At 46.9% G+C, this 26,647-nt stretch carries 25 protein-coding genes; 10 read left to right on the top strand and 15 right to left on the bottom strand.

Annotated elements, in window-relative coordinates; all coding sequences use genetic code 11:
- Positions 1–14: 14 nt before the first annotated feature.
- From MHB54_RS19045 to MHB54_RS19030, 4 genes are read right to left on the bottom strand one after another with little or no spacing between them, the layout of a single operon-like run.
- Positions 15–260 carry an acyl carrier protein gene (locus MHB54_RS19045; protein WP_023990061.1) on the bottom strand — a complete coding sequence of 82 codons (246 nt, stop codon included), beginning with the start codon at positions 258–260 and terminating at the stop codon, positions 15–17.
- A 17-nt stretch (positions 261–277) separates the two neighbouring features.
- Positions 278–1,654, bottom strand: a complete 1,377-nt coding sequence (locus MHB54_RS19040; protein ID WP_023990062.1) for a peptide ligase PGM1-related protein — start codon at positions 1,652–1,654, stop codon at positions 278–280.
- Positions 1,655–1,709: 55 nt separating this feature from the next.
- A complete protein-coding gene (locus MHB54_RS19035) occupies positions 1,710–2,903 on the bottom strand; it encodes a radical SAM/SPASM domain-containing protein (protein WP_023990063.1) in 1,194 nt (397 codons plus the stop codon).
- A gap of 49 nt (positions 2,904–2,952) precedes the next feature.
- A complete protein-coding gene (locus tag MHB54_RS19030; protein ID WP_013311713.1) occupies positions 2,953–3,231 on the bottom strand; it encodes an acyl carrier protein in 279 nt (92 codons plus the stop codon).
- 357 nt (positions 3,232–3,588) lie between these two features.
- Here MHB54_RS19030 and MHB54_RS19025 point away from each other — a divergent pair, with 357 nt between their 5' ends.
- Genes MHB54_RS19025 through nagA form a run of 3 tightly spaced genes read left to right on the top strand, consistent with a single transcriptional unit; the run spans position 3,589 to position 6,402 of the window.
- Positions 3,589–4,455, top strand: a complete 867-nt coding sequence (locus tag MHB54_RS19025) for a MurR/RpiR family transcriptional regulator (protein ID WP_023990065.1) — start codon at positions 3,589–3,591, stop codon at positions 4,453–4,455.
- 1 nt (position 4,456) lies between these two features.
- The gene (gene nagB / locus MHB54_RS19020) at positions 4,457–5,185 is read left to right on the top strand and encodes a glucosamine-6-phosphate deaminase (protein ID WP_075154679.1); all 729 of its coding nucleotides are present in this window, start codon (positions 4,457–4,459) and stop codon (positions 5,183–5,185) included.
- Positions 5,182–6,402, top strand: a complete 1,221-nt coding sequence (gene nagA / locus MHB54_RS19015; protein ID WP_264454624.1) for an N-acetylglucosamine-6-phosphate deacetylase — start codon at positions 5,182–5,184, stop codon at positions 6,400–6,402. Before nagB ends, nagA begins: the two co-directional genes overlap by 4 nt.
- Before the next feature lie 105 nt (positions 6,403–6,507).
- Here the strand turns inward: nagA and MHB54_RS19010 are convergent, their stop codons facing one another.
- Complete coding sequence (locus MHB54_RS19010) at positions 6,508–7,470, bottom strand: YhcN/YlaJ family sporulation lipoprotein (protein WP_028541499.1); 963 nt, start codon at positions 7,468–7,470, stop codon at positions 6,508–6,510.
- A gap of 195 nt (positions 7,471–7,665) precedes the next feature.
- Here MHB54_RS19010 and MHB54_RS19005 point away from each other — a divergent pair, with 195 nt between their 5' ends.
- Complete coding sequence (locus MHB54_RS19005) at positions 7,666–9,243, top strand: esterase/lipase family protein (protein WP_264454623.1); 1,578 nt, start codon at positions 7,666–7,668, stop codon at positions 9,241–9,243.
- Positions 9,244–9,359: 116 nt separating this feature from the next.
- Here the strand turns inward: MHB54_RS19005 and MHB54_RS19000 are convergent, their stop codons facing one another.
- The 3 genes from MHB54_RS19000 to MHB54_RS18990 are packed head-to-tail and all read right to left on the bottom strand — an operon-like array spanning position 9,360 to position 10,615.
- Complete coding sequence (locus MHB54_RS19000) at positions 9,360–10,019, bottom strand: hypothetical protein (RefSeq protein WP_264454622.1); 660 nt, start codon at positions 10,017–10,019, stop codon at positions 9,360–9,362.
- 54 nt (positions 10,020–10,073) lie between these two features.
- Positions 10,074–10,316, bottom strand: a complete 243-nt coding sequence (locus tag MHB54_RS18995; RefSeq protein WP_071642683.1) for a helix-turn-helix domain-containing protein — start codon at positions 10,314–10,316, stop codon at positions 10,074–10,076.
- Entirely contained in the window at positions 10,259–10,615 is a 357-nt protein-coding gene (locus MHB54_RS18990) for a hypothetical protein (protein WP_025719486.1), read from the bottom strand. The genes MHB54_RS18995 and MHB54_RS18990 overlap by 58 nt, the downstream gene beginning before the upstream one ends.
- A 186-nt stretch (positions 10,616–10,801) precedes the next feature.
- Between MHB54_RS18990 and MHB54_RS18985 the strand changes: the two genes are divergently transcribed.
- A complete protein-coding gene (locus MHB54_RS18985) occupies positions 10,802–11,005 on the top strand; it encodes a hypothetical protein (protein WP_025719488.1) in 204 nt (67 codons plus the stop codon).
- 75 nt (positions 11,006–11,080) lie between these two features.
- Here MHB54_RS18985 and MHB54_RS18980 read toward each other — a convergent pair whose 3' ends face one another.
- From MHB54_RS18980 to MHB54_RS18965, 4 genes are read right to left on the bottom strand one after another with little or no spacing between them, the layout of a single operon-like run.
- Complete coding sequence (locus tag MHB54_RS18980; RefSeq protein ID WP_264454621.1) at positions 11,081–12,019, bottom strand: DUF4340 domain-containing protein; 939 nt, start codon at positions 12,017–12,019, stop codon at positions 11,081–11,083.
- Positions 12,016–13,407 carry a GldG family protein gene (locus MHB54_RS18975; protein ID WP_264454620.1) on the bottom strand — a complete coding sequence of 464 codons (1,392 nt, stop codon included), beginning with the start codon at positions 13,405–13,407 and terminating at the stop codon, positions 12,016–12,018. Before MHB54_RS18975 ends, MHB54_RS18980 begins: the two co-directional genes overlap by 4 nt.
- A 5-nt stretch (positions 13,408–13,412) precedes the next feature.
- Positions 13,413–14,135: an ABC transporter permease gene (locus MHB54_RS18970; RefSeq protein WP_028541495.1), complete on the bottom strand. Its 723-nt coding sequence runs from the start codon at positions 14,133–14,135 to the stop codon at positions 13,413–13,415.
- Entirely contained in the window at positions 14,132–15,247 is a 1,116-nt protein-coding gene (locus MHB54_RS18965) for an ABC transporter ATP-binding protein (protein WP_264454619.1), read from the bottom strand. Before MHB54_RS18965 ends, MHB54_RS18970 begins: the two co-directional genes overlap by 4 nt.
- Before the next feature lie 436 nt (positions 15,248–15,683).
- Between MHB54_RS18965 and MHB54_RS18960 the strand changes: the two genes are divergently transcribed.
- The 4 genes from MHB54_RS18960 to MHB54_RS18945 all read left to right on the top strand — a co-directional run bounded on the left by MHB54_RS18960 (position 15,684) and on the right by MHB54_RS18945 (position 20,837).
- Positions 15,684–17,255: an NTTRR-F1 domain gene (locus MHB54_RS18960; RefSeq protein ID WP_319640934.1), complete on the top strand. Its 1,572-nt coding sequence runs from the start codon at positions 15,684–15,686 to the stop codon at positions 17,253–17,255.
- Positions 17,256–17,446: 191 nt separating this feature from the next.
- Complete coding sequence (locus MHB54_RS18955) at positions 17,447–18,538, top strand: glycosyltransferase (RefSeq protein ID WP_264454618.1); 1,092 nt, start codon at positions 17,447–17,449, stop codon at positions 18,536–18,538.
- A 58-nt stretch (positions 18,539–18,596) separates the two neighbouring features.
- Positions 18,597–19,691, top strand: a complete 1,095-nt coding sequence (locus MHB54_RS18950) for a tetratricopeptide repeat-containing glycosyltransferase (protein ID WP_264454617.1) — start codon at positions 18,597–18,599, stop codon at positions 19,689–19,691.
- Between the two features lie 51 nt (positions 19,692–19,742).
- On the top strand, positions 19,743–20,837 hold the full coding sequence (locus tag MHB54_RS18945) for a glycosyltransferase family 4 protein (protein ID WP_075154688.1): 1,095 nt from the start codon (positions 19,743–19,745) through the stop codon (positions 20,835–20,837).
- Positions 20,838–20,919: 82 nt separating this feature from the next.
- Here MHB54_RS18945 and MHB54_RS18940 read toward each other — a convergent pair whose 3' ends face one another.
- Both MHB54_RS18940 and MHB54_RS18935 read right to left on the bottom strand, forming a co-directional pair.
- Complete coding sequence (locus MHB54_RS18940; protein ID WP_264454806.1) at positions 20,920–22,773, bottom strand: beta-glucoside-specific PTS transporter subunit IIABC; 1,854 nt, start codon at positions 22,771–22,773, stop codon at positions 20,920–20,922.
- Positions 22,774–23,050: 277 nt separating this feature from the next.
- The gene (locus tag MHB54_RS18935; RefSeq protein WP_264454616.1) at positions 23,051–24,331 is read right to left on the bottom strand and encodes an apiosidase-like domain-containing protein; all 1,281 of its coding nucleotides are present in this window, start codon (positions 24,329–24,331) and stop codon (positions 23,051–23,053) included.
- 245 nt (positions 24,332–24,576) lie between these two features.
- On the opposite strand from MHB54_RS18935, the gene MHB54_RS18930 reads away from it, so the two are divergent.
- On the top strand, positions 24,577–25,605 hold the full coding sequence (locus MHB54_RS18930; protein WP_264454615.1) for a LacI family DNA-binding transcriptional regulator: 1,029 nt from the start codon (positions 24,577–24,579) through the stop codon (positions 25,603–25,605).
- 112 nt (positions 25,606–25,717) lie between these two features.
- On the opposite strand, the gene MHB54_RS18925 is transcribed toward MHB54_RS18930, so the two are convergent.
- A complete protein-coding gene (locus MHB54_RS18925; RefSeq protein ID WP_264454614.1) occupies positions 25,718–26,623 on the bottom strand; it encodes an NAD(P)/FAD-dependent oxidoreductase in 906 nt (301 codons plus the stop codon).
- Positions 26,624–26,647: the final 24 nt, after the last annotated feature.

Genomic DNA, 26,647 nt, shown 5'->3' with positions numbered 1-26,647 from the left:
TCTTTTCAGCGCCCTTATGCATATTTGCCCAGCAGACGCTCGATGCCTTGCAGTGTAGATAGATGCTCCAGCACTAGATCGTCGTCCTCCATCGTAATATCAAGCTCATTTTCCAACTCTACAATTAATTCCACAGCGGATAAGGAATTCAGCCCCAAGGTTCGCAGATCCTGATCCGGAGTCAACTGTTCCAGTTCTCCCGGAGCCAGTTTCAAAATCTTTTCCAGCAAGGGTACTACATGGTATACATCTGTTTTCATTTTTGATTCCCTCCAATTTATGAGCATCCTAATCCAGCAATAATACCTTCCAATTTGTGCGCATAAGCATCAGCTTCCTGCCAGCTGTCTGCCAAAATAAGTGTGAAAATCCGGTTCACATAGCCCCGCTTCACAGGAATACCAGACAATGTACCCGCCGTATACACAAACACCCCTTCTGGACGTTCGGGCGTATAGAGCAAGCCCTCCTCCGCGAGCAACCCGCACAAGCGGCTGTAGGTGAGAGGTGTAGCGGTAACGTTGCGGTAATAACGGGATAATGTTTTATGCTGTTCTCCCAGGACGGATGACAGGAACGAAATATAGGTAGACAACGTAAATCTACCATTTATCTCAATGACTGGAACCAGCAAACCTTCTTCGTCGACAAAACCGTCAATAGAGGCCATTCCCGTATACCCAATGGAATAGAGATGCGTACCCAGCTGATAGGCGCAGCGTCTCACTTCTTCCTCCAGCGCATCGCCAATCTCAGCCGGCACTTGAGATCCGATATATACGGTGCCATCCACGTTTTGCCTTTTTAGCGAAAACATCGTCACACCACCGCCCTCGTCAATGCAGAGCTGGTAGTTCAGATCCATCTGCTTATTGTGCCAGCGCTCCACCAGCCAACCGCCGGAAGATGGCGACGAGCCGCCAAAACGCTTCATCACACTCAGCAGTGTGTCCAGCTTGGACAGCTCGTCCAGCATATACATGCCTTGTCCTGAGGCACCGTGCGGTTGCTTGATAATCAGCTTCACAGGTCCATCCGATAAGTCAGCCAGTCTGGCACACTCCCTGCGGATCGCCGATTCGTCTGCACATACAGCGCCTTCGCTGACGGCAAAACCAAGCTTTTGCGCGGTCAGGCGGCTGAATATTTTATCATTCACCTGAGCACTGACCGCGGATGGAGCACCGATCAGCTCTAGCCCGCAAAGCTCCGCAATCGCTTCCTCCTGCGGTGTGACCGCATAGGGGACGAGCCACGCTTTGGCTCCGCCGCTGCTGTGGCCTGCATCTGCAACCGTGCGCAGTCGTGCCAAAAGCGCCTCATCCGCCAGCACCAGCTCTGAAATCGGCGTTAGCGGATCAGAAGGCTCCGGCACCTCAATACGCGGCAGGCTAAAGCCCAACCGTTGGAGCATGTCCAGAAACGCCTCATCCGGCTGTTCCCGAAGTACAATGACATCCTGACTTCGACATAGCAGGAGATTCATTTCCTCCATCCGGTTTACGACTTGCTGTTCATCCCGGTCTACCATGCCCCCCTTGCGGGGGGATGGATGCCACACTTGCTCTGCGCCGATATTAAACAGCCAAATCAGGACTCCATGGTCCCGTTCATGCGCAAGCGCTTCCACAAGGTTAATAGTTTTAGTCGTCACGTCTTGTCATCATCCCTCTCTCTTCCATCCAGTAACAAACAACATCCATAGAAAACTAAATGTATTTCAGAGAGCCTGCCCCGTGCAGATACAATACGCTGCATTTGGAGCACACCGGAGTCAATCCTTCATGATTAATCTTTTGACGAGTTTTCTCATACGCATCCGAGTTCCATATCTCCTTCAGACTGTGCTCACGCATGCTTCCAATCGTGAACTCACTGAAAAATTTGCAAGGCATGACCTTCCCGTCTGGTAAAATATCTGTTCTGGAGGTGAGCGCCAAACAATGATTGGAACAACGGCTGACCATTTCCTCGCCATGTATAAATTTATCAATTTCCTCATAATCCAAACCGGGCTGATAGCGCACGCGAATGTTCCATACTCGCTCATTGATCCGCTGTAGTTCCTGCATCAGAGGATCGATGTTATCCGGGTTGATTTTATATTTGAAAGCATGCCAGCTACTAATATTTTTTTCTTCAAGTTGTCGGAGCCAGGAGAAATTATGTGTGAAATATTCATCCATTTTGAGGGAGGTCTCTTTGGAAATGTACCAGGGGAACGTCAGCAGCACCAGATCCAGCCTTTTGTCCTCCAGCATTTGCAGAAATTCGTACATCCGTCCGATCATGTTATCGTTAATGACCGCATGGACAGTTACCCGTCCCTTGTACAATCCCTGGTCGCGCAGTTCAATCAGCTTATCCATCTGCCGCATTGTTTTTTGAAAGGTGCCTTTACCGCGAATTAGATCGTGTTCTCTTTCAAAACCTTCAATCGCTATTAATAACTCCAGATTTTCGGACAAATCCAAAATCCGGTCCAAATATTTATCAATAAGTAATCCATTTGTACAAAAGGTCATTTCTCGCCGATCTTCCGCCAGCACGTCCAAAATTTCATCAAAACGCCGGTGAAACATCGGTTCGCCGCCCCACATGTACAGTCTGGACTTGGCTTCCTTGGTTTCGCTCAAAATCTGCCGGAGCATGTCCGGAGCAAGATCCATGTTTTGTTCTTCTTTATCCATTTGGTGATGGTAGCCTTCCTCGTTCCATTCAAAACAGTGTGTACATCTCAGGTTGCAGCGGTTGGTCAGCTTAATGCCGATCGTCTGGGGCATGTCCGTTTTGAAAGTAGGGTCCTGTGTGGCGTTACGGTAAGATACAGAAGCGTTTTTCAGGTTACGCTTGATGAGCTTGAACGCTTTCTCATCAATCAGCACATTGCTTTTGGGCTGCATGCTAACACCTCGTTTAATGGATTTTCAGGCACATGTACCAAGCTGTACGTCAGACCGTCTCCATTCCCTCCAGGTGCGGCGCTTGTTCCGCATCGCTGATCCCCTGAATGTAGCTGCAAAACGCATCTACCGAGCTCAAATGCTCTAGCTCAAAGGAATCAAAATCAATCTCCACATCAAACGCATCCTCCACTTGCAGCATGAAATGAACCAACTGCAACGAATCCAGTCCGGCATCATGAATAATGTCCGAATGTCCATCCAGCTTAGCGACCAGTTCAGGATCTTCCTTAACCGCGCTGATCATTTCAATCACTTGGCTTTGCATAGCAAACTCCTCCTTGTGAATGAGATTCTGTTCGTTCCACCCAACGATGCCCTCTGCAAAGAAAGCTCCTAGAAAAATTCCTTCACTGGAACTTTATTCAATTATACTCCTCCAATGAAGAGACAAGTCAATAGGTTGTTTTGTAAGTAAAACTCGCAATATGTAAATTAATGTATGATAACTTCTACAATTTTCGCCGGCTATTTTTTCGCAAAATCTAATAAAAATTCTCCTCACATCTCTTGCATGAGCGGCAGAATTATTTTACAATACACATGAAAATGTTTTTCCTTATATTCTTCTTGTATACGATACTTTTTTTCATACAAACATTCTACAGCCAAAGGAGCACAGCTCATGTCCCCCATTCTTCATACATTAGCCCATAGACTGGAGCAGCTTCCCGTACAGGAGCGCAAGCTGGCGGAATCCATCCTGCAATCCCCGGAAGATGTGCTGCATTTGGGTATTCGGGAGCTGTCAGAGCGTTGTGGTGTGAGCGCGGCGACCGTTACGCGGTTTTGCAAATCACTACATTTTAAAGGCTATCCCGATTTCAAAATGAAGCTGGCCGCCGAGTTGTCCCACTCCAACCGTAATGGTGAAGAATCCTATCAGGATATTGTCGCCGGAAATTCACTTTCCCGAATTGTGCAGGCTATTCAGGCGAACCATACCGCATCCATTGCGGACACGACCCGACTGCTGGATTACGACAAGCTGGAGCAGGCCATTGCATGGCTGTCAGCCACGAGCCGCATTGATCTCTATGGGATGGCGACATCGTCGATTGTGGCACAGGATTTTTACCAGAAGCTCATCCGTATTGGCAAAAACAGCACTGCCTTTGCAGATTCGCATATGCAGATTACCTCTGCCTCCTCGCTCGGAGCGGGAGATGTCGCCTTCGCCGTCTCTTATTCAGGGGAAACCCAGGAGACCATTGCGGCTCTACGTTGTGCAAAGGAACAGGGGGCCAAGACATTATCCCTGACCTCCTTCGGAAACAATACGCTGGCAGGTCTTGCGGATATTGCGCTATTTTCCTCCTCATTGGAGGAAGGAATGCGACGTGGGGATATGGCCTCCCGCATCGCCCAGCTTCATATCATAGATATTCTGTTTACAGGTATGGTGAGCGCAGATTTTGACAAATATATTCCGAGATTGGAAGGTTCATATCAACAAGTGAGCAAGCTCAAAAAACAACCAGGGGGTCACTAAGATGAACATACGCATTTTGAACAGCCGTGAGGACCTGAACGCTACTGCCGCCGCTGTGATCGCCAGCTTGCTGCTATCCAAACCACAGGCCATGCTTGGCCTGGCCACCGGTAGTACGCCGATTGGCATTTACCAACATCTTGCAGATATGTACCGCAAGGGACAGGTCAGTTTTGCACGAGCCTATTCCGTGAATCTTGATGAGTATGTTGGTCTTCCCCCAGAACATCCGCAGAGCTATCGAAGCTTTATGAATGAGCACTTGTTCCAGCATATCGATATTCCGATATCCCATACACGTGTCCCTGACGGGAATGCACTGGATCTGGCAGCAGAATGTGCAGCGCACGAGCAGGCCATTCTGGACCATGGACCCGTGGATCTGCAATTGCTTGGCATTGGTCATAATGGTCATATCGGCTTTAACGAACCTGGTCACTGCTTGACTGGAGCCACACATGTTGTAGATTTGAAAGAAAGTACGCGCTCGGCGAATGCCCGATTTTTTGGCGATATAGATGCTGTACCCAGGCAAGCAGTTACGATGGGAGTAGGCACGATTCTTAAGGCGAAGCAAATTATACTGGTGGCTTTTGGTGCGGATAAGGCCGACATTATAAAGCAGGCTTTAACTGGACCTGTCACGACTGAGTGTCCGGCTTCTCTGCTGCAATGTCACCCCAACGTACTTATTTTACTGGATCAGAAAGCGGGAGGATGGTTCAATTGAAGTCAGATGAAATGAGTGGTAACGTACCCCAGCTACTGTATGGGCAAGTCGTCGTTGGGAATGACATCATTGAAAAAGGGGTTGTCGTCATTGAGGGGCAATCCATTGTATTCGCTGGTTCAGAAGAGCATTTACCCGCCGATTGGACAGCGGTAGTCTTGGCAAATCAGGAAGAAACCGCAGCGAAAACCGCAAACATTGTGCGTTTGGAAGGAGGATATCTGCTACCAGGCTTTATTGATATTCATGTTCACGGCGGTAACGGTGAGGACTTTATGGACTCCAGTTCAAGGGTGCTGGATACGATCACCTCCTTTCACGGTTCACAAGGAACGACGGCTATGCTGGCTACCACCATGACCGCGCCCAAGGAACAGATTGACCGGGTATTGAGTGAAGTTCACGCATACATGGCACTACCTATGCCCTATGCTCAGTTGGAGGGCGTACATCTGGAAGGGCCGTTCATCAGTCCGAACTGGCCTGGAGCGCAAAACCCAGAACATATCGTGCCACCGAATCTCTCATGGGTGGCAGAATGGGAGCAGCGCTATCCAGGCCTTGTTCGCCAGCTCACGCTTGCGCCCGAACGGGAAGGAGCGCTGGAACTGATTGCATGGCTGCGTAGCCATGGCATTACCGCGGCTCTCGGTCATACGGATGCTACGTATGAAGAGGTTGAACAGGCAGCGACGGCGGGGCTGAATCATGCGGTGCATGCGTTTAATGCTATGACTCCGCTGCATCATCGCAAGCCGGGAGCCGCCGGAGCCGTACTCGCTGATCCGCGCATTGAAGCAGAAATCATCGCGGACGGCATTCATGTGCATCCCGCCGCCATTTCCCTGCTCGCTAGATTAAAGCAGGATCATAATCTCATTCTCATCACAGATGCCATGTCTGCTACTGGTCTGGAAGACGGTCATTATACGCTCGGCGATTTGCCGGTGATCGTGCAGGGCGGTGTAGCACGACTGGAGGATGGCGTCACTTTGGCAGGAAGCACACTAACGATGATTGAAGGCTTCCGCTACTTGGTTCAACATGTGGGTATAAGTATTCCCGCGGCATCACAAATGGCCAGCCTGAATCCGGCTCGATCCTTGCACATTGCTGATCGTACAGGTTCGCTTGAAGCAGGTAAACAAGCAGACATCCTGTTACTGGATAGAGACTTAAAGCTGCAAGGCGTATGGATTAAAGGATTGCGCAAATAATTCAGTTATAGTTATCATTCCCCAAAACTAAAGAGCTATCCACCAGCGTATTCGCTGAGATGGATAGCTCTTTCTTTGGCATTGCACACACTTATAGGGTTTGAATTAGCGATGATTCATTGGCGCGGGCGTATGATTTTGTGGGCGTGTGGGTGCTGTATTTTCCATTGGACGGTTTGTACCAGCCGCCGGGGTCGGGAATACACGTTCAATCACATCCACCATTTCATTGCTCAAGCCTCTAATCGGATGACCATTTTGCACACTGTGTGTAAAGTCAGTGGCTTGTTTAACAAAGTCCGGGTTAGCGGATACATACACCTGTTCAATCGAAGGCGCAAATTGCTTCACTTTATTAGCGATACGGCTCTTGACTGCATCACTTGGTTCATATGCAGTTCTTGCTCCCTCGATGGTGGTGTTTCCGGTATTTGCGCGATTGTTGTCCGTCAAGCCACGCAACATACCGTACGAGCCTGTACCCATCGTACCGAATAAACCGTCATCACGACGCGCAGGTGTTCCATTCCCGGTTACTCCATTGTCTGTCATTCCAGGCGTTGTAGTATCCGTAGTACGGTTTCCTCTAGTACCATTAACGCCATTCACACTCGGTACATTCCCGTTACGTCCAATACTATTTGCACTTGGAGTACCGTCAACACTTGGAGCACCAACACCTGTTCCGTTAGCTTGGTCTTTCAAGGAAACGGCTACATAGGCATGCCGTTCACCGACCAGCACTGTCGCAGACTTTACATCCGGCATCTCGGATATACGTTTGGACAAATTGCGATCGACTTGCAGATTACGGACTGGATGTCCGGTTCGGTTGGCATTTTCATTCAATGCCATCCCGTCCATACCATTGGACTTAACCCCATAACGATTGACACCATCCATACCATAACGGTTCACACCATCCATATGATGTGTGCTTTGCGCGTTATAGCGTGTACTGTTCGTACGAACGTTATGATCGGCATTTCCGCACCCGGTCAAAGCAGCCATACTGGCGAGTAAAGCAGCAGAAATCGTAAAACTGATGACCTTCTTAGTTCCTGGCATGAACTCATCCTCCATACATTATAAAATGTGTGACGAGATTATCATGCGCTATGAATCATAGGGATATCCTGACTAAAAAATGACTAAAAAAATAAAATTTTAATGTAAATATGAAATACAATTGATGATTTACCACAAGATGGCATGTATAATAAGCTTGAAAAATACTTTATTTTACAAAGGAGGATTTTCAGTTTGAAAAAGATCACCGTTTTGATGCTCATTTTTTTGTTATCAGTTACTCTTGTCCCCGTTGGCGCTTTTGCAGGCTCCACTACACCCCAACCCCCAAAAGATCCCGCCGGAAGCTGGGCAGAAGGTCCACCACCTAATCGCGTTGATCCAGCCAAGCCCGCACTATTGTTCGTACATGGTTTGAACAGTAGCGCTGAAGTCTGGACCAAGAATGATAACGATATGCTTCAGCGCGCACGTGACGCCGGATACCAGACAGCCACCATTAATCTGTACGATACAACTGGCACATCCCAAGATATGTGGGACAATGGTAAGCTTCTGGCCGACAAAATTAAGGTCATCAGCAATCACTTTGGAAAAAAGCTTATCGTCATCGCCCACAGCAAAGGTGGAGTGGATACTCAAACCGCTCTCGTATATAACGGAGCCGCTCCTTATGTACAACGTGTCATCACCCTCAGCAGTCCTCATCATGGTTCACAACTTGCAGATCTCGCCTACAGTAGCTGGGCCGGATGGCTGGCAGATATCGTCGGGTCACAAAATCCCGGTACCTCCACTTTACAAACATCTTATATGAAGTATTTCCGAACCAAGACCGATTCACTTAGTAATGCGACTACAGTTCCATTCTTCACGTTTGCTGGTGATAACTGGTCTGGCGGCACTGCTTCCTACATACTGGGCGGACTTTACCTCTCCTCCTTTGGTAAGAATGATGGAGTGGTCACAGTCGACAACGCTAAGCTTCCCGGCGGACGTGTAGTTAAAGTCGGATCTTGGGACCATGCCAAGGTTCGCACTGGTTCTTACGTCTTCTCCCTGATCCAACCCTACCTCCAAGCGAACACTCCAGCATTGAATCAGGAAACTGAGGCACTTTCAGCATCTTCCCTGACTGCTTCTGCTTTACAATCCACCTATAGCGAGATCGATAATTCATATTTTATCCGAGGCGGCGATTATAATGGAAAAGCCTCAGAAACCCTCACTGTTGAAAATGGTGTAAAATCCATTGATCTGGACTGGATCAGCGATAAACGTGTGAGTAAACTGGAACTAACCAAGCCTGACGGTACTAGTGAAATTATTAATCTGAAAGCAGGCTATGATGACGATATTTTTGCTGGTGCCTGGCATCATAACGCCGTCATTCAAAATCCAAAACCGGGCACCTATAAACTGAACGTCACGGTTCCTGATAATGGAGCGTATCTCCTGATTGCACGTTACCAGGCTGTTCAAGTTCCTGAGCTGAAATATAATTTGAATGCAGTGGGCCCGAAGCTAAATTTGAAACCACAGGATTCCCCGAACAGCGTTACACAAGTCACCTACCAAGTTCAATATTATGGTGATCCGCAGCAAGGAGTCACTTCTGCATCCAAAGGTTTGACGGTACAGCAAAAAAACGTTAACCCTACCGGACAAATTGAGCTATCCAAAGCGGACAAGCCCGGCATCTATTCTGTAACCTATGAAATTAGCGGCACCACAGAGGCTGGATATCCGTACCGCCGCACAGCTGTTCAATCCATTTATATTGATGCTGACGGCAACAAGTATGTTGACTAAATAAATCTACAACCTAAAAAGCCTGCGAACCCCCATTATAGTTGGGGCGTTTGCAGGCTTTTTTTCATTACAAAACAGCTTGATAGACATAGTACTTTGCAATCCATTCGTTGTGTTCAATCCGTTGTCTGATTTCTCTGCTTATGAAGCCAATAGTAGCGGTGTAAATCCATAATAAAATGAAAAAGAACAAATGCCAGCATCGAGTATACACTTATCAATACTGTGGCAACTAATTGTTGTGTAGCGAATCCGAGGGAAAAATTAGCTATCAGATAACCAGCCCCAGTAAATGTGGTGATAGTTACTACAGGCGCTCTTTTGTTTTTTTCCTTAAACTTTGGTTTCTTCTTATGATTTGAAGGATCTTTGAATTTCGTTAAATTATATTTTATAAAGTAATACAAGGCCACTCCATAAAGGGCAAAAGAACCTATAAAATACCATGGAGTATCCAGATCCAACATGCCATAAGCAAACTTTTGTGTCATGATCATGAAGCCAATAGAACAAACCAAACCAAATACACCACGGAATAAAATGTAATTCAACTGCAATTTGCGTGGCATGATGACCAGTACAAGGGCCCAAATGTTTATCATAACAATCGGTGGCAACAGTACATAAACGTAAACTGCAATGTATGGATTTCCCACTAAGGGGATAACTAGAAACAGATCTAACAGTAATGAAACAAGAATGATGACATTGGAACGAATACTGTTGACTGGGTACATCTTCATACTTTTTTCAAAAGAAGCCCTGTTATCACTCATAAACTTATAAGCCCTCCGTTAAATAAGTAAACCTACGGATAAGGATAGCCAAGGCTATATCCATTGTCCACTTTTTACTGTCTTTAACTCTTGTTGCAGTTCTTCTATAAAATCAGTCACAATGCTTTGGACAGCATCTTCACGGGACATACGAATATACCGACTGGTCTTTTGAATGTCTTCCTCGAACAATTGAAGTATCCTACACATGGCCTCCTGATCTCCACTTCGTACTAATTTTAGCAATTGGACGAACTCAGCATCCGAAATAACTCTTTGAGCATTTTCTTTTTCCATTTATTCACCGCCTGTTGGGATAGCTTTAACTCTTTTGCAATCTGTGCTTCGGTTTTGTCTAGTATGTAAAGGTCAAAGATGATCATTTTTCCGATCTCAGAAGATAGAGAGTTGATAAGCTGTAGTGTGTACATATTAGAGTTTGAAGATTCTGTAAAAGATGGGGCGCTGACGGCTTCGTTCTTTTCCATTACAAATTCATGATTGGTTTGTACCCGAGCACGATACTGGATTCTCCAGGCAATGCGGTACAGCTTCTTTCGATATTGTTCCACCAATGTTAGCTGAGACTTATCCATTGTAAATCACCCTTTCTCTTTGGATTTGACTTTTTCTAAATCCTCATACTATAGGGTAATTTGCAAACCTATTTCACAACCAAAACAGAACATTTGTTCTTATTTATTATACTATTTTTACATGCAGTTGTATATGGTTCTTTTAATTTACCTTCCTTTATATATGGCTAAAAAGGAGGGAATACATTGCAAATGGATGATGCTCTTTCTCTGGTTACCAACGTAGGCTTTCCGGCTGGACTTTGTTTTATTTTGTTGCGGCACATCCTGCACACGATGGAAGAAAAGCTGGATAAACTGGATCTCTCACTTCATGAGCTGATTCAGGTTATCCAAGATTTAAACGACACGAACAGCTCTTCTTCCAAAAGCAGCAAACCTGACGAATAACGAACACAAAGAAGCTCCAGACGACGATCATCCGCCGTTGGAGCCTCTTTGTGCAGCTAATTCAATTTCTAATGATTATTTTCCAGTCTGAGCTTGGTCGTGGCCATTCTGTTCAGTACGGTTCACGTCAGATATTGACAGACCATAAGCCCAGTTACTTTGTGGCGGCACAACCCATACGGTATCTGGATCATCGTTAAGCGTCCAGCCCTGATAGACCAGCTGGGAATCATCCTTACCCAGCGATATACTCAGCGTAAAGCGGTGAACAGGCTTGCTCAGCTCGGAGGCTTTGCGCAAGGCCTGACTGCTAGCCAGGTTTTTGATTTGCTGCGAGAGGGAAGTCGCCGTGTCATTGGCTACTGACTTTCCGTTCAGCGTCCAAGATGTGGAAGCACTGTCTCCGGTTCCGCTGTTACCGGAGGATTTGAGCATCCATGAAGCATTTTGGCCTTCCCACTCTATTCCGCTCAGCTTGGTATCGTCCCAATCGAACGGCGTTGTATCTATAAAATCATCAGCACCCAGCAACAACCCTGAAAGTGTATCTATAGGTACAGAAGCTATCTCTTTTTTGTCTGATAATACATAAACAGCATCTCCGGAAGGCAACGTTTCACCGAAGGCAAAGGTACGAACGTCGCCCTTCTTGGTCTTAATCTCAATCTGATCATGGGTAGCGCTGATCCCATATTTGGCTACGTCTGTAGGGGAAGATTCCACCACTTCACCCAACTTTACATTTTGAATCGCTGCTAGCCAATTGTCTATTGTATATTGGTTTAGCGGGTAAGTCCGTGGCTTGCTCATACTCCATTGACCATCATGTTGTTCAAGTTCCACCGACTTGCCGTCCTTTCCTGTGATCGCGAAAGACGTAATATTCTCTTGCGTAAGCTGAACCAGCTGGCGAGCCGCCGGCGCTTGTTCACGAAAGAAGTTTTGGCTCTTTGCATAGATTATACCCGCTCCCAATACAACTAACAGTAGCACTGTGGGTATCCATTTTCTCATGCTCTTCTTCGCCTCCACCATAATAAGATTCCGATGACCGCGAATAGCAACGGCAATCCGATGACAGATATGGTCAATATCGTTTTTGCTTGTGCAGGAGTCAAGTAAGCTACCTTATAATCCTGCTCCTGACGAGGACGAATGGTGAGCCCATCAGAATGTTCCTGCACATAATTCAGACTGTTCAGCACAAAGTCTCGATTGCCTCCTGTGTTGATCTCAGTGTCGCTTAAAAGGGCAGACGTTCCGAGAATAACGGCTTTGGGCTTGCCGTCTTTCCCTTCTACCGCATAACCGAGATTCAGCGGCCCCTGCGGGTCCTTGTCATCCTTCTGCGTTTCGTTGTTCAGCAGCCCTTGGATATTCGTTTCGCCATAGCTGGCTGCAGAAGATTTCATCAAAAGCGTCGTCTTCCAATCCTTCTGCTCTCCTGCCTGCAAAGCAATAGACAGTGAAAGAACCGGGTACAGATTGGAAGCCGCCAACTTGTCGGTGATCGCATGACTGCCGAAGGTAGGAACCGTCCATAGAGGTCCAAGTGTATTCGTCTGTTCCTGATCCACCACGATGGCATGAGTGTCCTTCACTCCATAATCAGCCGCTAATGCATCAAGGTTTTTCCAATCGGACCCCATGTTCGGGTGAAAGCCTAGTGCCATAAAAAGCTTTCCGCCATCATTCAGATACGTACGAATACTCTTCTGTTCCGTTGCACTGATATCACGTTCTGGTCCGACAATAGCCAATACAGACGCATCTTTGGGCACGCTCCCCGCCTGATTGAGCTGAACTTCCTCTGTTTTCACATTATCTTGTGACAGTGAGCTACTTAATTCAGTCATTTGGGACAATGGGATTTCCTCATGTCCAGTTAGAAAGGCTACTTTCCCTTGACGGGTAGATGATAATCCCAACAGTCCACTAGTCAGCTTTTCTTCCCCGGTAAATTGGTATGCCCCTTCGCCACTCCCCTGAGCTTGCGTAAATAGACTCCCAATATCTATAACCCGCTTCTTATCCCCCTGCACCAACACAATAGACGCTGCAGTAACACCATATTGCTTGGCCAGTATCGGTTCCTGATTCAGATCGTATTGCTCGACCTTGAGCTTGTTGTTACGCTTGGCGTATTCATTCAGCATATCCGTAACATCCCGGTTCAGCTTCTGATTTTGTGAAGTGGATACGGTAAAAGCAATGAGCCGTACGTCTTCCTTTACACCCTGGATGGTCGTCAACGTTTGGTCAGACAGCGTATACTGCTTGCCTGCCGTCAGATCCAGTTGAAAGCCACCTAACGACCGCAGAAATAACGTCAATAAAATAAAAATCCCTACAGCAGCAATCGATAGTACCACACTATTGGTATGACCCAGCCATTTTTTCATATTCATTACCTCCACCGTTTCCGTTCAACCACTTGGATGCTGAATAGCAAAAAGAGCACCGCCACCGTCACGTAGTACATCACATCGGCTCCATTCAGCAATCCTTTGGTGAAACTGTCAAACCGTGCGGTTAGTGAAAAAGGTTCCAGCCATTGCTGTACCGCCGCAGATGCACCCGTCTGTCCACCAAACGAATCCAGCATCCAGAACACAAGTAAAATAATAAAACTGACGACCGCCGACATCATCTGATGCTGTGAAAGCGTCGAAGCGAATAAGCCGATCGCCATCATGGCTGCGCCAAGCATGAACAGACCGATCACAGATGTTAATACCAGCGTCCAATCCAGCTTCCCATAAAAGGACATCACGACCGGATACGCTAGACTGCACAGCACTAATATGAGCAACATGCCCAGCGACGCCAAAAATTTACCTACGATCATTTCCGTCACACTCACAGGTGAGGTAAGCAGCAGTTCATCCGTACCTTGCCTGAATTCCTCCGCAACCAGCCTCATCGTGAGCAATGGGACGACGAACACCAGCATGGACAAGGTGTCACCGAGTACCAGCCGATAGTCCAGAATGCTAGGCTGATACATAACAAAATTTGTGTAAAAAAGTAACCCCGTCAGCAGCATGTACACTGCAAGCGCAAAATACGTCGTTGGTGTCCACAGATAGGCTTGCAGCTCTTTTTGACAGACCGCGAACAAACGCCTCATGACCGATTACCTCCTGTATCCTTATCTTTTTCAGCCTTATCGTCGCTGGACGCAGCTTCTCCATGCTCCACCGTGATGGCCGTAGGTGCTGCAGTATCCGAGGAATGTAGGTCTTGTACTGCTGGATCGCTGACCTGACCTTCTTCCGTCTCGCGGGTCGTTAACTGCTGGAAGATATTTTCCAAGCTAAGACTTTCTTTTTTCATCTCCAAAATCGGAAGTTTCGCATCAGACAGCACATAAAATAGCTCTTCGCGAAAATCCTCACCGGAGGCTGCTGTGAGTAACAATCCGGTCATATCTGGCTCTGCGGCAGTCAGATTCGTGTTCGCTGTAGGCAGCGTAACCGCCGAAGATTCAACCTCTACTTTTCCCCAAGTACGCAGGACATCCAGCACCTGCTCACGCTTGCCTTTAACCTCCACCTTCACCTTGAATCCATCTTCCATCGAACCGCCGAGCGCGTCAGGGCGCCCATCCATGACCAGTTTCCCTTCATGGATGATGAGAACACGATTACACAAAGCATCCACCTCAGGCAATATATGCGTACTTAGCAATACCGTATGATTTTCGCCAATCTCCTGAATGAGCTGACGAATCTCCAAAATCTGATTGGGGTCCAAACCTGAGGTCGGTTCATCCAGTACCAATAAATCCGGGTTATGAATAATCGCACCTGCCAGTCCCAAGCGCTGTTTATATCCTTTGGACAAACTGCGGACTAATTGTTTTTCCCGCCCATTCAGTCCTAGCCTGGAAATCATCTCCGAAATACGCAGCTTCTGCTCTCTCGCAGGCACGTCCCGAATACTAGCTACAAACTTTAAATAGGATCTTACGGACATATCCTCATACAAAGGGGGACTCTCCGGCAGATAACCGATTTTGGAACGGGCCTGTCTGCCCTTATCCTGAATCGGGATACCGTCAATCGTAATCACTCCCTCGTTGGGTTGAAGATACCCTGTAATCATGCGCATCGTCGTCGTTTTACCCGCACCATTCGGCCCCAGGAAACCAACAATTTCACCGCGCTGCATTTCAAAATCCAGCTTATGTACCCCCCGGTTGCCCTCATACCACTTGCTCACCTGCTGCACTTTGAGCACATGTTCCACCCTTTCTTTTATCGTAATCTTCTCCCTGCTGCTCCCCTACTTCCCTCCCACCTAAAATGTTGCATGAGTAGCGGGTAGCAGCGAAGCGGAGGATTTGAAGCTGGAGAAGCGCCAGCGTTCGCCTTTGCTGTAGGATTCTTACCTTTACATGTCTTACTTAATCACAAAAAATCCCACGGCAACAGCGATCGGAAGCCCAAAGCCTTCGCGGAGCGGTCTCCTCGCACCTTATGCTACACTTTTAAATTCTAATAATAATCCCCCACATATAACTCCAGCTTAACGTCACTTAAATAGAAGCTTAAAATAATGTGTCTGAAATGTGAACACAAAAATACACATCTGCCCTCGGAAACTTGTACGGTTCGCTAGGATATGGATTCGCATCTACTATCATTACAACGTGTGAAGGGAGTGTATAAAAGCGATGAGTGTATTGTTTACCAATCTAGTTTCTAACGGCGACTTCGAGATCGGATCAACCCTTTTTTGGAGCTCTGTCAATGTGACTGTCACTAACTTATCTGTAAAAAAGACAAACTTTTATAGTGCGATCCTGGCAGGAGGCGCAGTAGATGCATCTCTTTCCCAGGTCGTTTTTGCTGCACCAGGCGAAAGCTATACATTAAGCCTTTCAGCTGCAAAAGTAGGAAGCCTGTCCAGTCCTCAAGTTAACATATTTCTGTATTACTATGACGCAACCTTTAGCTTCCTTGGCACGGGGCTAACTACCTATTTGAGCTCAGGCACATTGCCAGACGCTGTGAACGGAACATGGCAAAGCCTATATGAAGTAACGGCTCCTGTTCCAGCCAACGCAGCCTATGCCTTTTTGGTTATTAGTAAAAATGCCTTGGCTAACACTGCTGATGTAGCCATTGATTCTATTGCTCTTGTTAAAGCAAGTGCAGCTGGAGCTGTAGGACCAGCCGGACCTGTCGGGCCTACGGGCGCTACGGGCGACACTGGTGTTACTGGACCTGTCGGACCTACTGGTGCCACGGGGGACACTGGTGTTACTGGACCTGTCGGACCTACTGGTGCCACGGGCGACACTGGTGTTACCGGACCTGTCGGGCCTACGGGCGCCACGGGTGACACTGGTGTTACTGGACCTGTCGGGCCTACGGGCGCCACGGGTGACACTGGTGTTACTGGACCTGTCGGACCTACTGGTGCCACGGGTGACACAGGTGTTACTGGACCTGTCGGACCTACTGGTGCCACGGGTGACACAGGTGCTACCGGACCTGTCGGGCCTACGGGAGCCACGGGCGACACAGGTGCTACCGGACCTGTCGGGCCCACGGGCGCTACGGGTGACACTGGTGTTACTGGACCTGTCGGACCTACTGGTGCCACGGGTGACACAGGTGCTACCGGACCTGTCGGACCTACAGGCGCCACGGGGGACACTGGTGTTACCGGACCTGCTGGACCAATCGGACCGATCGGGCCTATTGGCGACACAGGCGCTACTGGACCTGTCGGACCTACGGGCGACACGGGACCTACAGGGCCGACTGGACCTACCGGACCATTCGGCCTTGGATTTACCGGACCTGTCGGGCCTACTGGCGCCACAGGCGACACTGGTGCTACTGGCCCTGTCGGACCTACTGGTGCCACGGGTGATACAGGTGCTACCGGACCTGCTGGACCTACTGGTGCCACGGGCGACATTGGCGTTACCGGATCTATCGGGCCTACTGGCGCCACAGGCGACACTGGTGCTACTGGCCCTGTCGGACCTACAGGAGCCACGGGTGATACAGGTGCTACCGGACCTGCTGGACCTACTGGTGCCACGGGCGACATTGGCGTTACCGGATCTATCGGGCCTACTGGCGCTACAGGCGACACTGGTGTTACTGGACCTATCGGACCTACAGGGCCGACTGGACCGATTGGACCAACAGGAGACACAGGCCCAGAAGGACCGATTGGACCTACCGGACCTACAGGGCCGACTGGACCTACGGGGCCTACCGGACTCTAACCTCCTTTTTCTGTCACATCATTTTTAAGCGATGTACCATACCTTATCGACAAAGCCGCACAGCATGTTAAGGCTTTGTCATCCATGCCCTGCCGCGATTGCGGCAGGGCTTCTATAAATCAGACCTCTTTTAAATCCAACTTTATGTTTGATCGGAATCCTTAAATGGTTCCCAAAGGAGTGATGCTCAATTGATCAGTATCAGCCTGTGCATGATCGTCAAAAATGATCAACATACCATTGGCCGTTGCCTGGAATCGGTCCATCATATTGTGGATGAGATCAATATCGTGGACACAGGTTCACAGGATCGGACCATTGACATATGTCGCAACTTTACAGATCGAATTTTTCCATTTGAATGGGTAGATCATTTTGCCCTTGCACGTAACTATTCGTTTGAGCAAGCTACGCAGGAGTACATTCTCTGGCTTGATGCCGATGATATTTTGAAGGAGCAGGATGCCGTCAAGCTGCTTGAGCTGAAGCAAACCCTTGATTCCTCAGCCGTACCAACCGTCGATTCCGTGTCTATGAATTATCATTATGGCTTTGATGATCATGGCAATGTCACCCTACATTTTCGCCGAAACCGCTTGATCCGAAGGTCAGCCGGGTTCCGTTGGCATGGAGCCGTGCATGAGTACCTCGCCGTTGACGGGAATATTCAACATGCCGATATCGCCATAACTCACACTAGAACACACACGGCCTCTCCAGGGCGAAACCTGCGAATTTATGAGAAGTTGCTCGCCCAAGGTCATGCCTTCTCTCCTCGTGACCTCTACTATTACGCTAACGAGTTAAGAGATAATGAAAGATATGAGCAGGCCGTGCAGGCTTACCGGAATTTTCTGGATACCGGACAATGCTGGGTAGAGGATGCGATTAGTGCATGTAGCAAAATGGCCGACTGCCTGCAACAACTGGGCAAGCTGGAGCAAAGTATTACCGCGGCTCTCCATAGTTTGACCTTCGATACACCCAGGGCAGATCTATGCTGTCGGATAGGTCATTATTTTTTGCATAAAAATGAGATTACCAAAGCTATTTATTGGTACGACATGGCTACCACTCTCAATCCTCCCGACACGATGGGCCCAGTACAGGACGCGTACCAAACGTGGTTTCCTCATATCCAGCTATGCATTTGCCATTTTCGGCTGAAGGATTACACACGTGCGAATTGGCACAACGAGCAAGCTGCCACGTATATTCCCAAAGACCCGCATGTCCTGCATAATCGACAATTTTTCAGCTCAATCCTGAATCCTCCCCAATAGAGATGTCCCCCATACTCAACCCTCAATCTTTAAGTAAGTCAAAGGAGGAGCAAGCGGAATGCAACAATCGAATCGGTACAAGATAGCTGTCTATGCCATTAGCAAAAATGAAGCCCGATTCGCCAAACGATGGATGCACACCATGCGTGAAGCCGATGTTGTCATTGTAGCGGACACCGGCTCTACAGACGATACCGTTTCTCTGCTACGCGAAGCGGGTGCAGAGGTGCATCGTATCCAGGTAACTCCTTGGCGTTTTGACAAGGCTCGCAATGAGTCCCTACGGCTGGTCCCTGACGATATAGATATTTGTGTCTGTACGGATCTGGACGAAGTCTGGGAGGAAGGTTGGCGGTCGCGGCTGGAACGCAACTGGAGGGAAGGAACTACCCGAATGCTATATGCCTTTACACATGGACAGCCTGGGCAAGATACCGTTTATACATGGTTCTGGAAAGAAAAAATACACACTCGTCACGGTTACCGCTGGGTACGCCCGGTTCACGAGGTGCTTGAATATATCGGGGAGGGTGAAGAACGCAGCATCCGATCCGACCAGCTACGCTTGTATCATGATCCCGATCCGCACAAGTCCCGCAGCCAATACCTTCCACTGCTGGAGCAGTCTGTGCGCGAGTTTCCTGAGGATGACCGCAACATGCATTACTTGGGGCGGGAATATATGTATCATGGCCGTTGGGACGAGTGCATTGCTACACTGCAACAACATCTTGCCATGCCGCAGGCACGCTGGGCAGATGAACGCAGCGCTTCGATGCGCTTTATTTCTAGAGCCTATAAGGCAAGTGAACAATGGCAGGAGGCAACGCGTTGGTTATACCGGGCTATTGCGGAAGCGCCGTATTTACGTGAACCTTACACGGAAATGGCTCAGCTTGCCTATCATACACGGAACTGGCCCGCCGTCTATCATATGGTCGAAGAAGCGCTGCGTATTTCAACACGACCGGATACGTACATGCAAGAGGATTTTTGCTGGGACGCCACACTGTATGATCTTGGTGCCCTCGCTTGCTACGAGTTAGGCCTTTTACACAAAGCTTGTGAATTTGCGAGAGAAGCAACAGAGCGCTCCCCGGACGATTCTCGCCTTAGCCATAATTATGCGCTAATTCAATCTAGGCTTCCATAGAAACCCACACCCCGTCCTGTAGGTTGAATAACTTGGTATAGGAGCTTGTGATTGGCAAAGGAGGTTATTGAGATCAAAGTTCTATTTACTTTTTATATACCGAGCGGCGGCGTAGAAACCTTGAACCGCCAACGCTGTAAAGTGCTCATGCAGGACGGGATTGAATGTCATCTTCTCTATTATCAGCAAGGTACAGGGATGCAAAACCTGAACGGCGATATTCCTGTATTCATGACTTCCTCTGAAGAAGAAATTCGAATGCTGGTAATTACTAACCGCTATGATGCAATTATCGTCTCATCGGATTATCCTATGCTCCCCAGACTGCGAATGTTGGGCTATCAGGGGGTATTAATCTATGAATCGCAGGGCTTTGGTTCTCACGAAGAGGCTGCTTGGGTGGTCGCGGATGCAGTTCCGTATCTTCAGAGACATGCCAACGCGGTGCTCTTGCCCAATACAACTCATCTGGTGCAGCTATTTACCGACATGTGTCCATGGCTTAATCGTTATGTATTTCCAAACGTACTGGATACCAGCGTATTTAATTATGTACCTAACACTCCTCCAACCAATCCGATTATTGCCTGGGTTGGGCGATTGGAGCCCAACAAGAACTGGAGGCATTTTGTCGACATTTCTTACTGGATGCTGCAAAACCGTGCGGATCTTCGAATCTGGATGTTTTATGATGACACCTTGTCTCAGCCGGAGGATAAAATACAATTCGAGAACATGCTTGCTCAGCTTGGCATGTCCTCAATTATCGAGCGCTTTAAAAGCGTGCCTCATGCCAAAATGCCCCTGTATTACTCCATGATTGGCGACTCAGGCGGCTACCTGCTATCGACCTCGCTGGTGGAGGGCTTCGGCTATGCGGTTGCTGAGGCGATGGCCTGTCGTTGCCCGGTATTAAGCTCTGATTCAGACGGAGTACGAGCATTCATTGACCACAACGAAACCGGTAAATTTTATCAGCAGGGAGACATCTTGCAGGCGATACTGCAAGGACTAGACCTGATGAACAACGTACCTCAACGCGAATCTATCCGCAGAAAAGGGCTGGAGCGAATCGTTAACCTGTTGGCACCAGACAAATATGTGCGCTCCTTCCGGCAGATGATGAACACGCTGGGTGTGAGGTAACTAAAAAACAGCTGACGACAACCCTTTTTATATACGGGCCATCGTCAGCTTTAATTTGCCTTTTATTCTTGAATATTGGAATCTATCTAATCTTTAGTAAGCGGTCTCCTACATGAATATCCTTGGAATCTTCAACTAAGATATCCGTGTACACAGCTGTATTGGTTACAATGACGGATGTGGTAATATCATATCCTTCATCCTCTATAGCTTTGGGATCGAATCCAACCAGCTTGTCCCCTTTTTGAATCGTATCCCCTTCAGACACAAAGGAAGTGAAATGTTTTCCTTTCAAGCTGACCGTATTAATTCCAATGTGAATGAGCAGTTCAACTCCATCCTCAGAAATAAGCCCGATGGCATGCTTTGTTTTGAAAACGGTAACAACAGTTCCGTTAAACGGCGCATAGGCTACTCCTTCTTTCGGAATAATTGCGGCCCCCTGGCCCATCGCACCACTGGAAAAAGCTTCATCTTTTACTTCGGTTAAACGAATTAATTCACCGTGTAGAGGACTGAATACCGTCTTTTCTTCCTCTTTGTTTTCATCTGCAACCTTAATTTCAGACGCAGGTTTTGCATTTTTATAACCGAAAAGATAGGTCAGAATAAATGCGACTACAAAAGCTACAACCAAAGATATGATAAAGCCGATGAAGCCTGCATCCATGCCTTTTGGATTAATGAATAGAGGGATACCAAAAATGCCGCCCGAAGCAAATCCATATGCCGTTGAGCCGAGTAAGCCTGCTGCAGCTCCTCCTATACCTCCAGCGATCGAGGCTAAAATAAACGGTTTCTTAGCGGGTAGCGTAACCCCGTAAATAGCTGGTTCAGTAACCCCCATCAAACCCGCAATTGTGGCAGAAGTGGCAATGGGTTTTAATTTAGGGTCCCGTGATTTCAAAGCGATGGCAAATGCCGCACCTGTTTGCGCAAAAGTCGTACAGAAAAGCATACCGTTAATCGGATCAAAACCATTCGTAACTACATTATTCAGGAGAATTGGAATGAATGCCCAATGCAGACCGAAGATAATGATGCCCTGCCAGAACCCGGCCAGAACGAGGCCAGCTACAGCCGGACTTAACTGATAAATCCACATAGAGCCTTTGGCTAACCCATCGCTGATTATAGTTGCTATCGGACCGACAACCAGAAAAACAAGCGGTGATATGATGACCAAAGTCAGAAAAGGCACTATGAACATTTTAATGGAGGCAGGTGCATACTTACTTATCATTTTTTCGACCTTAGCTGCCAAGAACGCTCCAATAATGATCGGTATAACAGAAGAAGTATAATTAATCAGAACGACAGGTATGGTCAAAAAGGACAGCGCCGTTTTATCCGTAAAGGCGGAAGTAATGGTCGGGTACACCATCGCTGCTCCCAAAACGGCAGACAGATACGGGTTTCCTCCAAATTTTTTACCTGCTGAAAACCCTAGAATCACCGGAAAGAAATAAAACATAGCATCTGCTGTCGCATATAAAATTTTATACGTGCCCATCTGATCAGTCATCCAGCCCAGGGATGTGCATAAAGCCAATAGTCCTTTTAGAATCCCCACAGCAGCGAGCACACCCACAACGGGCATGAACACACCTGAAATTACATCGACAAAGCGGCTAAATAGGCTCGCTTTTTCATTTTTTTGATCGTCTTCAACCATTTGATCTCCATGCTTTACTCCCATTGTATCTAAAAGAGCTTCGTATACTTTGGGAACCTCATTTCCGATGACCACCTGAAATTGGCCACCACTTTCCACAACGGTAATGACACCGTCAATCTGCTTGATCTTTTCTTTATCTGGCAATAGATTATCCTTCAGTTTAAATCTCAATCGAGTGACACAGTGAATGACACTGTTCACATTTTCATTTCCGCCCACGGCACTTAATACTTCTTTGGCTGTTTTTTTATGATCCATCATGTTCACTCCTTCTTGGATGCGCTTTCTATTTTTCTATCCGTAGTAGCTGGATGTGCTATAACTGCGACAATTACGGCACTGATCCCAATTCAGTAGGTATATGGAATTGAGCTGCTTTTTGAAAAAGTAAATCTTAATTTCGATCACAAAATCCTTTGATTTCTGCATCCGAGATAAACTGCCATGCTTTTACATGTTTTTCCGACCAATATCCCGATCCAATAACGCCGATTTTCCACATGTTGCTTCACTCCATCCACATTCTTCTCTGTTTTTATTTCGTTCCGATGATGACAACATCACTTTCAAAGCTGTGCATGTCTAGCACCGATTGATCCTTTTGGACGGACACGTCGGTTTGGGCAAACCGCTTCCCGGCTAAATCAATCGTTGTAAACTTGTAATCCTGCACGTTGGTACTTAGTCGCACCTTCGTGTTAACCGGGACATACAAGATAAGGGTATTCTCGTTCCCCGCAGCTCTAATTTCCTCTGTCTTGTTTAAAACAATATCTAGCGGCTTTATGCCGATAAGGTTATACATTTCAAACAAATATTTAATAAAGGAATAATCCCACGCACCTTCAAATCGCAATGCGGTTCTCCAATCGTAGGGACTATCGAATCCTTCCCCTTCTACAATGCCGAATTTCTTTCCTTTCTTGTGCCAGCTCCAAATGCCATGCGCCCCGTAGGTAATTCCCGCTCCCCCGCCTGCAAGGAGACTTTGCCATGCTGCTTTTCTGGCATCCAGTGCAGTGTATCTGCCATACACATTGCGGCTGTAACTAATTTGTTCATAACATGGCTCCCCATTAATGACAGGCCGTATATCTGATTTATGATAGAAATGTTGAGCAATCTCATGGGCTACATGTTGAAACTGGGAGTTATGTCCTGATTGATACATATAGAATCCAAGACCCTTGTGTTTCTCAAAGGCTGGAGGAATTTCTCTCAATCTCCCTTGAATATGCAGCGTAGTTAAGCTTGCAGGGCTTAATTGTTGTACAATGTCCAGTGCTTTTAAATAATAGGAATTGGCGCGTTCAGTCGGAAAATCACTATCCCCGCTAACCAGAAAAATAGGATCAAATGGAGAAAAACGGTTTACGACGTACGTTACATAAGGTTCAACGCATTCAAATGGCATTTTGTTACCCTTTTGGAACATTTCGGCCCATGTATCCGGTACATAGTTACACCACAACAGAACCAGTGCCGGAACAAATCCACGCTCTACAGCCATTTTCAACATGATTTCTGCCCGGTCAAAATAAGCTTCGTTTAATGTATGGTAGTCGAAATCCCCATTTTCCAGTAATGCAAACGGCAGTAGATTCAGATCCGATTCACTTGCGTCCCATTGTCGGAGCATGTTGATTTGCAACACATTGAAACCTTGCATCTTCCGATAGTCAAGATAATCGCTCCACTCCTCTATCGTCGCGTTGGTAAATACACTCCAAACCGTATCTGCCAAATAAAAAAAAGGTTTGTCCTCTTTTGTAAAACTTCTTTGATTTTCAGCAATGTTTAAACTCAAATGAATCACCTTTCCTTTCTTGCAACATTCACAAATCTTCCTAAACAAAAAACTAAAATAAATAACTAAATTTATATGTTTTTTCGCAAATAAACTAAATTAAAGCGCTTTACACTTGCATATTAACACTATAAATAATAAAAGGTCAACATTTTTTTCTTTTCATTTATTTAGTTTAGTTTAGTTTATAATCTAAACTTTCTTGTAGAGTAATGATATAATTTATGTAGTTTAGTTCAATAGGGGGTTCCACATTGAAAATTGATGATATTGCAAGGCTTGCAGGTGTTTCGAAATCTGCTGTCTCTCTTGCTTTTAATAACAAACCCGGAGTCAGTGAAGAAACCAAGGAGCAAATTCTAAAAATAGCCCAAGAGCATGGATATAAACCACGCACCATGAAGACAAGCAAGGAAGTCATTAAAAATCATCATGTGATACGCTTTGTGGCCTGTAAAAATACAGACATTGTAACAGAGCATTATGATTCACTTCCATTTTTCAATGAATTAATTCATCATATTACCAATCAGGTGAGAGAACATGGAAACACCTTGATTTTTTCGTCTTTTGATAGCCATAGCCTCGAAGAAGAATTATCTGCTTTGGAAAAAGATCAGCCTTCTTCAGGCATACTTCTGCTTGGCACCAATTTAACTTCCGAGATTATTCATTCTATACAATCCATTCATTCCAATATCGTGATTTTAGATACCTACTTTGAACACGTCGACGCCAGTTTCGTATCTATTAACAACTATCTTGGTGGGTATCAGGCAGGCCAATATTTAATTCAGTCAGGACACAGAAAGATAGGATACGTACAATCCAGTACCAGAATTCTTAACTTTAAAAAACGAAAGGAAGGGTTTATGGCGGCTTTAGAGGAGCACAAACTTTCCATAGAAAATGGGCTTATATTTGATATGCATCCCATGCTTGTGATGTCACAGGACGCATTTAAAACAGCTATTCATGAATTGAATGAGCTACCTTCGGCCCTATTTTGCGAAAATGATTATATGGCGATCAGCGCCATTAAAACGTTTCAGGAAATGAACATTCGAGTGCCTGAACAAATTTCCGTCATGGGATTTGATAATATTCATGAGGCCAAGGTCATTAGCCCGGAACTCACAACCATTCATGTGAAAAAGGATATTTTGGCCCGAACTGCTGTAAATTTGCTTATGGAGAGGCATAACAATCATCAGGGGCATCATACTCAGGTTCTTGTGAATACAGAGGTTATTGAAAGAAGATCTTGTTTAGCCACAGAATGACCTATAATCATTGGTTTATTATTGCTTGTTCTCTCTATGATTTTAGAATAAAGCCGCCATGTTGGCGGCCTTTTCTATCATCAGATTCCATATAGAATATTCCAATTTCTCGTCATTCGTTGAAATCTTCCTCTGTCAAATCCATATTTACGCTCGCAGCGGTTCGACTGCCGTCGGCCGCGGCAAAAATCAACTGAGAAGGCATGAAGTACGATGAATCCCCGGCAGCATATACACCGGGTATGGAGGTTCTCCCCGCTTCATCCGTCTTGATCCCGCCCGACTCCGTTCTTTCACAGCCCAAACGTTCTCCAAACGGTGTACTTTGTACAAACTGGGGAGACACAAAACCGCCGACCCTCGGGACTTGAGTGCCATCCGTAAAGCGCACATGCTCCAGCTGCCCATTGTGACCGATGAACGCTGAAACAGGTTGCTCCATTACCACAATTCCCTTGGATTGAAGCCGTTCTTTTTGTTCTTCCGACAGGGATGCATGACCGTTCGTACATACGATCAAATCCTTGCTCCAATTAAGGAGTAGTTTGGCTGTATGATATATAGCCGCCGATTCAGAGACAAGGACAAGCGGTTGATCCCGCAACTCCCAGCCGTCGCAATAAGGGCAATTAAACAGACTTTTCCCGTATAACGGATAAAAACCTTCGATCTCGGGGAATATCTCCTTTACGCCCGTCGCTAATATCAATTTTCGCGCTTGAACGCGAAGGCCTGACGAATCAAGCACCTCAAATCCGGATTCGTTTTTCGTAATCGAAACAACCTCGGTTTGCAGATGATGGACAGACGGATAACGCAGCACTTCCTCATAAGCTACACGGCGGAACTCGGCTGGCGTTACGCCGTCTCTCGTAATAAAACCATGCGACGCATGCGTAACCGCATTTCTGGGCCGATTATTATCAATCAAAGCCACATTTCTTCTTGCCCTGCCCAGCACGAGGGCTGCATTCAATCCGGCGGGCCCTCCACCAATAATAGCGCAATCGTACAGCATAACACCCAACTCCTTTTCAAAGAT

Origin of the sequence: Paenibacillus sp. FSL M7-0802, assembly GCF_038004945.1 — a bacterium.
In the GTDB taxonomy this organism is placed as follows: Bacteria; Bacillota; Bacilli; order Paenibacillales; family Paenibacillaceae; genus Paenibacillus; species Paenibacillus polymyxa_B.
This window is presented reverse-complemented; position numbering and strand designations above follow the sequence as displayed.

Excerpts from the sequence above, each read along its gene's own strand:
- MHB54_RS19045 (WP_023990061.1), bottom strand. The coding sequence starts at position 260 with ATGAAAACAGATGTATACCATGTAGTACCCTTGCTGGAAAAGATTTTG.
- MHB54_RS19035 (WP_023990063.1), bottom strand. The coding sequence starts at position 2,903 with ATGCAGCCCAAAAGCAATGTGCTGATTGATGAGAAAGCGTTCAAGCTC.
- MHB54_RS19030 (WP_013311713.1), bottom strand. The coding sequence starts at position 3,231 with ATGCAAAGCCAAGTGATTGAAATGATCAGCGCGGTTAAGGAAGATCCT.
- MHB54_RS19025 (WP_023990065.1), top strand. The coding sequence starts at position 3,589 with ATGTCCCCCATTCTTCATACATTAGCCCATAGACTGGAGCAGCTTCCC.
- nagB (WP_075154679.1), top strand. The coding sequence starts at position 4,457 with ATGAACATACGCATTTTGAACAGCCGTGAGGACCTGAACGCTACTGCC.
- MHB54_RS19010 (WP_028541499.1), bottom strand. The coding sequence starts at position 7,470 with ATGCCAGGAACTAAGAAGGTCATCAGTTTTACGATTTCTGCTGCTTTA.
- MHB54_RS19000 (WP_264454622.1), bottom strand. The coding sequence starts at position 10,019 with ATGAGTGATAACAGGGCTTCTTTTGAAAAAAGTATGAAGATGTACCCA.
- MHB54_RS18995 (WP_071642683.1), bottom strand. The coding sequence starts at position 10,316 with ATGGAAAAAGAAAATGCTCAAAGAGTTATTTCGGATGCTGAGTTCGTC.
- MHB54_RS18990 (WP_025719486.1), bottom strand. The coding sequence starts at position 10,615 with ATGGATAAGTCTCAGCTAACATTGGTGGAACAATATCGAAAGAAGCTG.
- MHB54_RS18980 (WP_264454621.1), bottom strand. The coding sequence starts at position 12,019 with ATGAGAAAATGGATACCCACAGTGCTACTGTTAGTTGTATTGGGAGCG.
- MHB54_RS18975 (WP_264454620.1), bottom strand. The coding sequence starts at position 13,407 with ATGAAAAAATGGCTGGGTCATACCAATAGTGTGGTACTATCGATTGCT.
- MHB54_RS18970 (WP_028541495.1), bottom strand. The coding sequence starts at position 14,135 with ATGAGGCGTTTGTTCGCGGTCTGTCAAAAAGAGCTGCAAGCCTATCTG.
- MHB54_RS18960 (WP_319640934.1), top strand. The coding sequence starts at position 15,684 with ATGAGTGTATTGTTTACCAATCTAGTTTCTAACGGCGACTTCGAGATC.
- MHB54_RS18950 (WP_264454617.1), top strand. The coding sequence starts at position 18,597 with ATGCAACAATCGAATCGGTACAAGATAGCTGTCTATGCCATTAGCAAA.
- MHB54_RS18940 (WP_264454806.1), bottom strand. The coding sequence starts at position 22,773 with ATGGATCATAAAAAAACAGCCAAAGAAGTATTAAGTGCCGTGGGCGGA.
- MHB54_RS18925 (WP_264454614.1), bottom strand. The coding sequence starts at position 26,623 with ATGCTGTACGATTGCGCTATTATTGGTGGAGGGCCCGCCGGATTGAAT.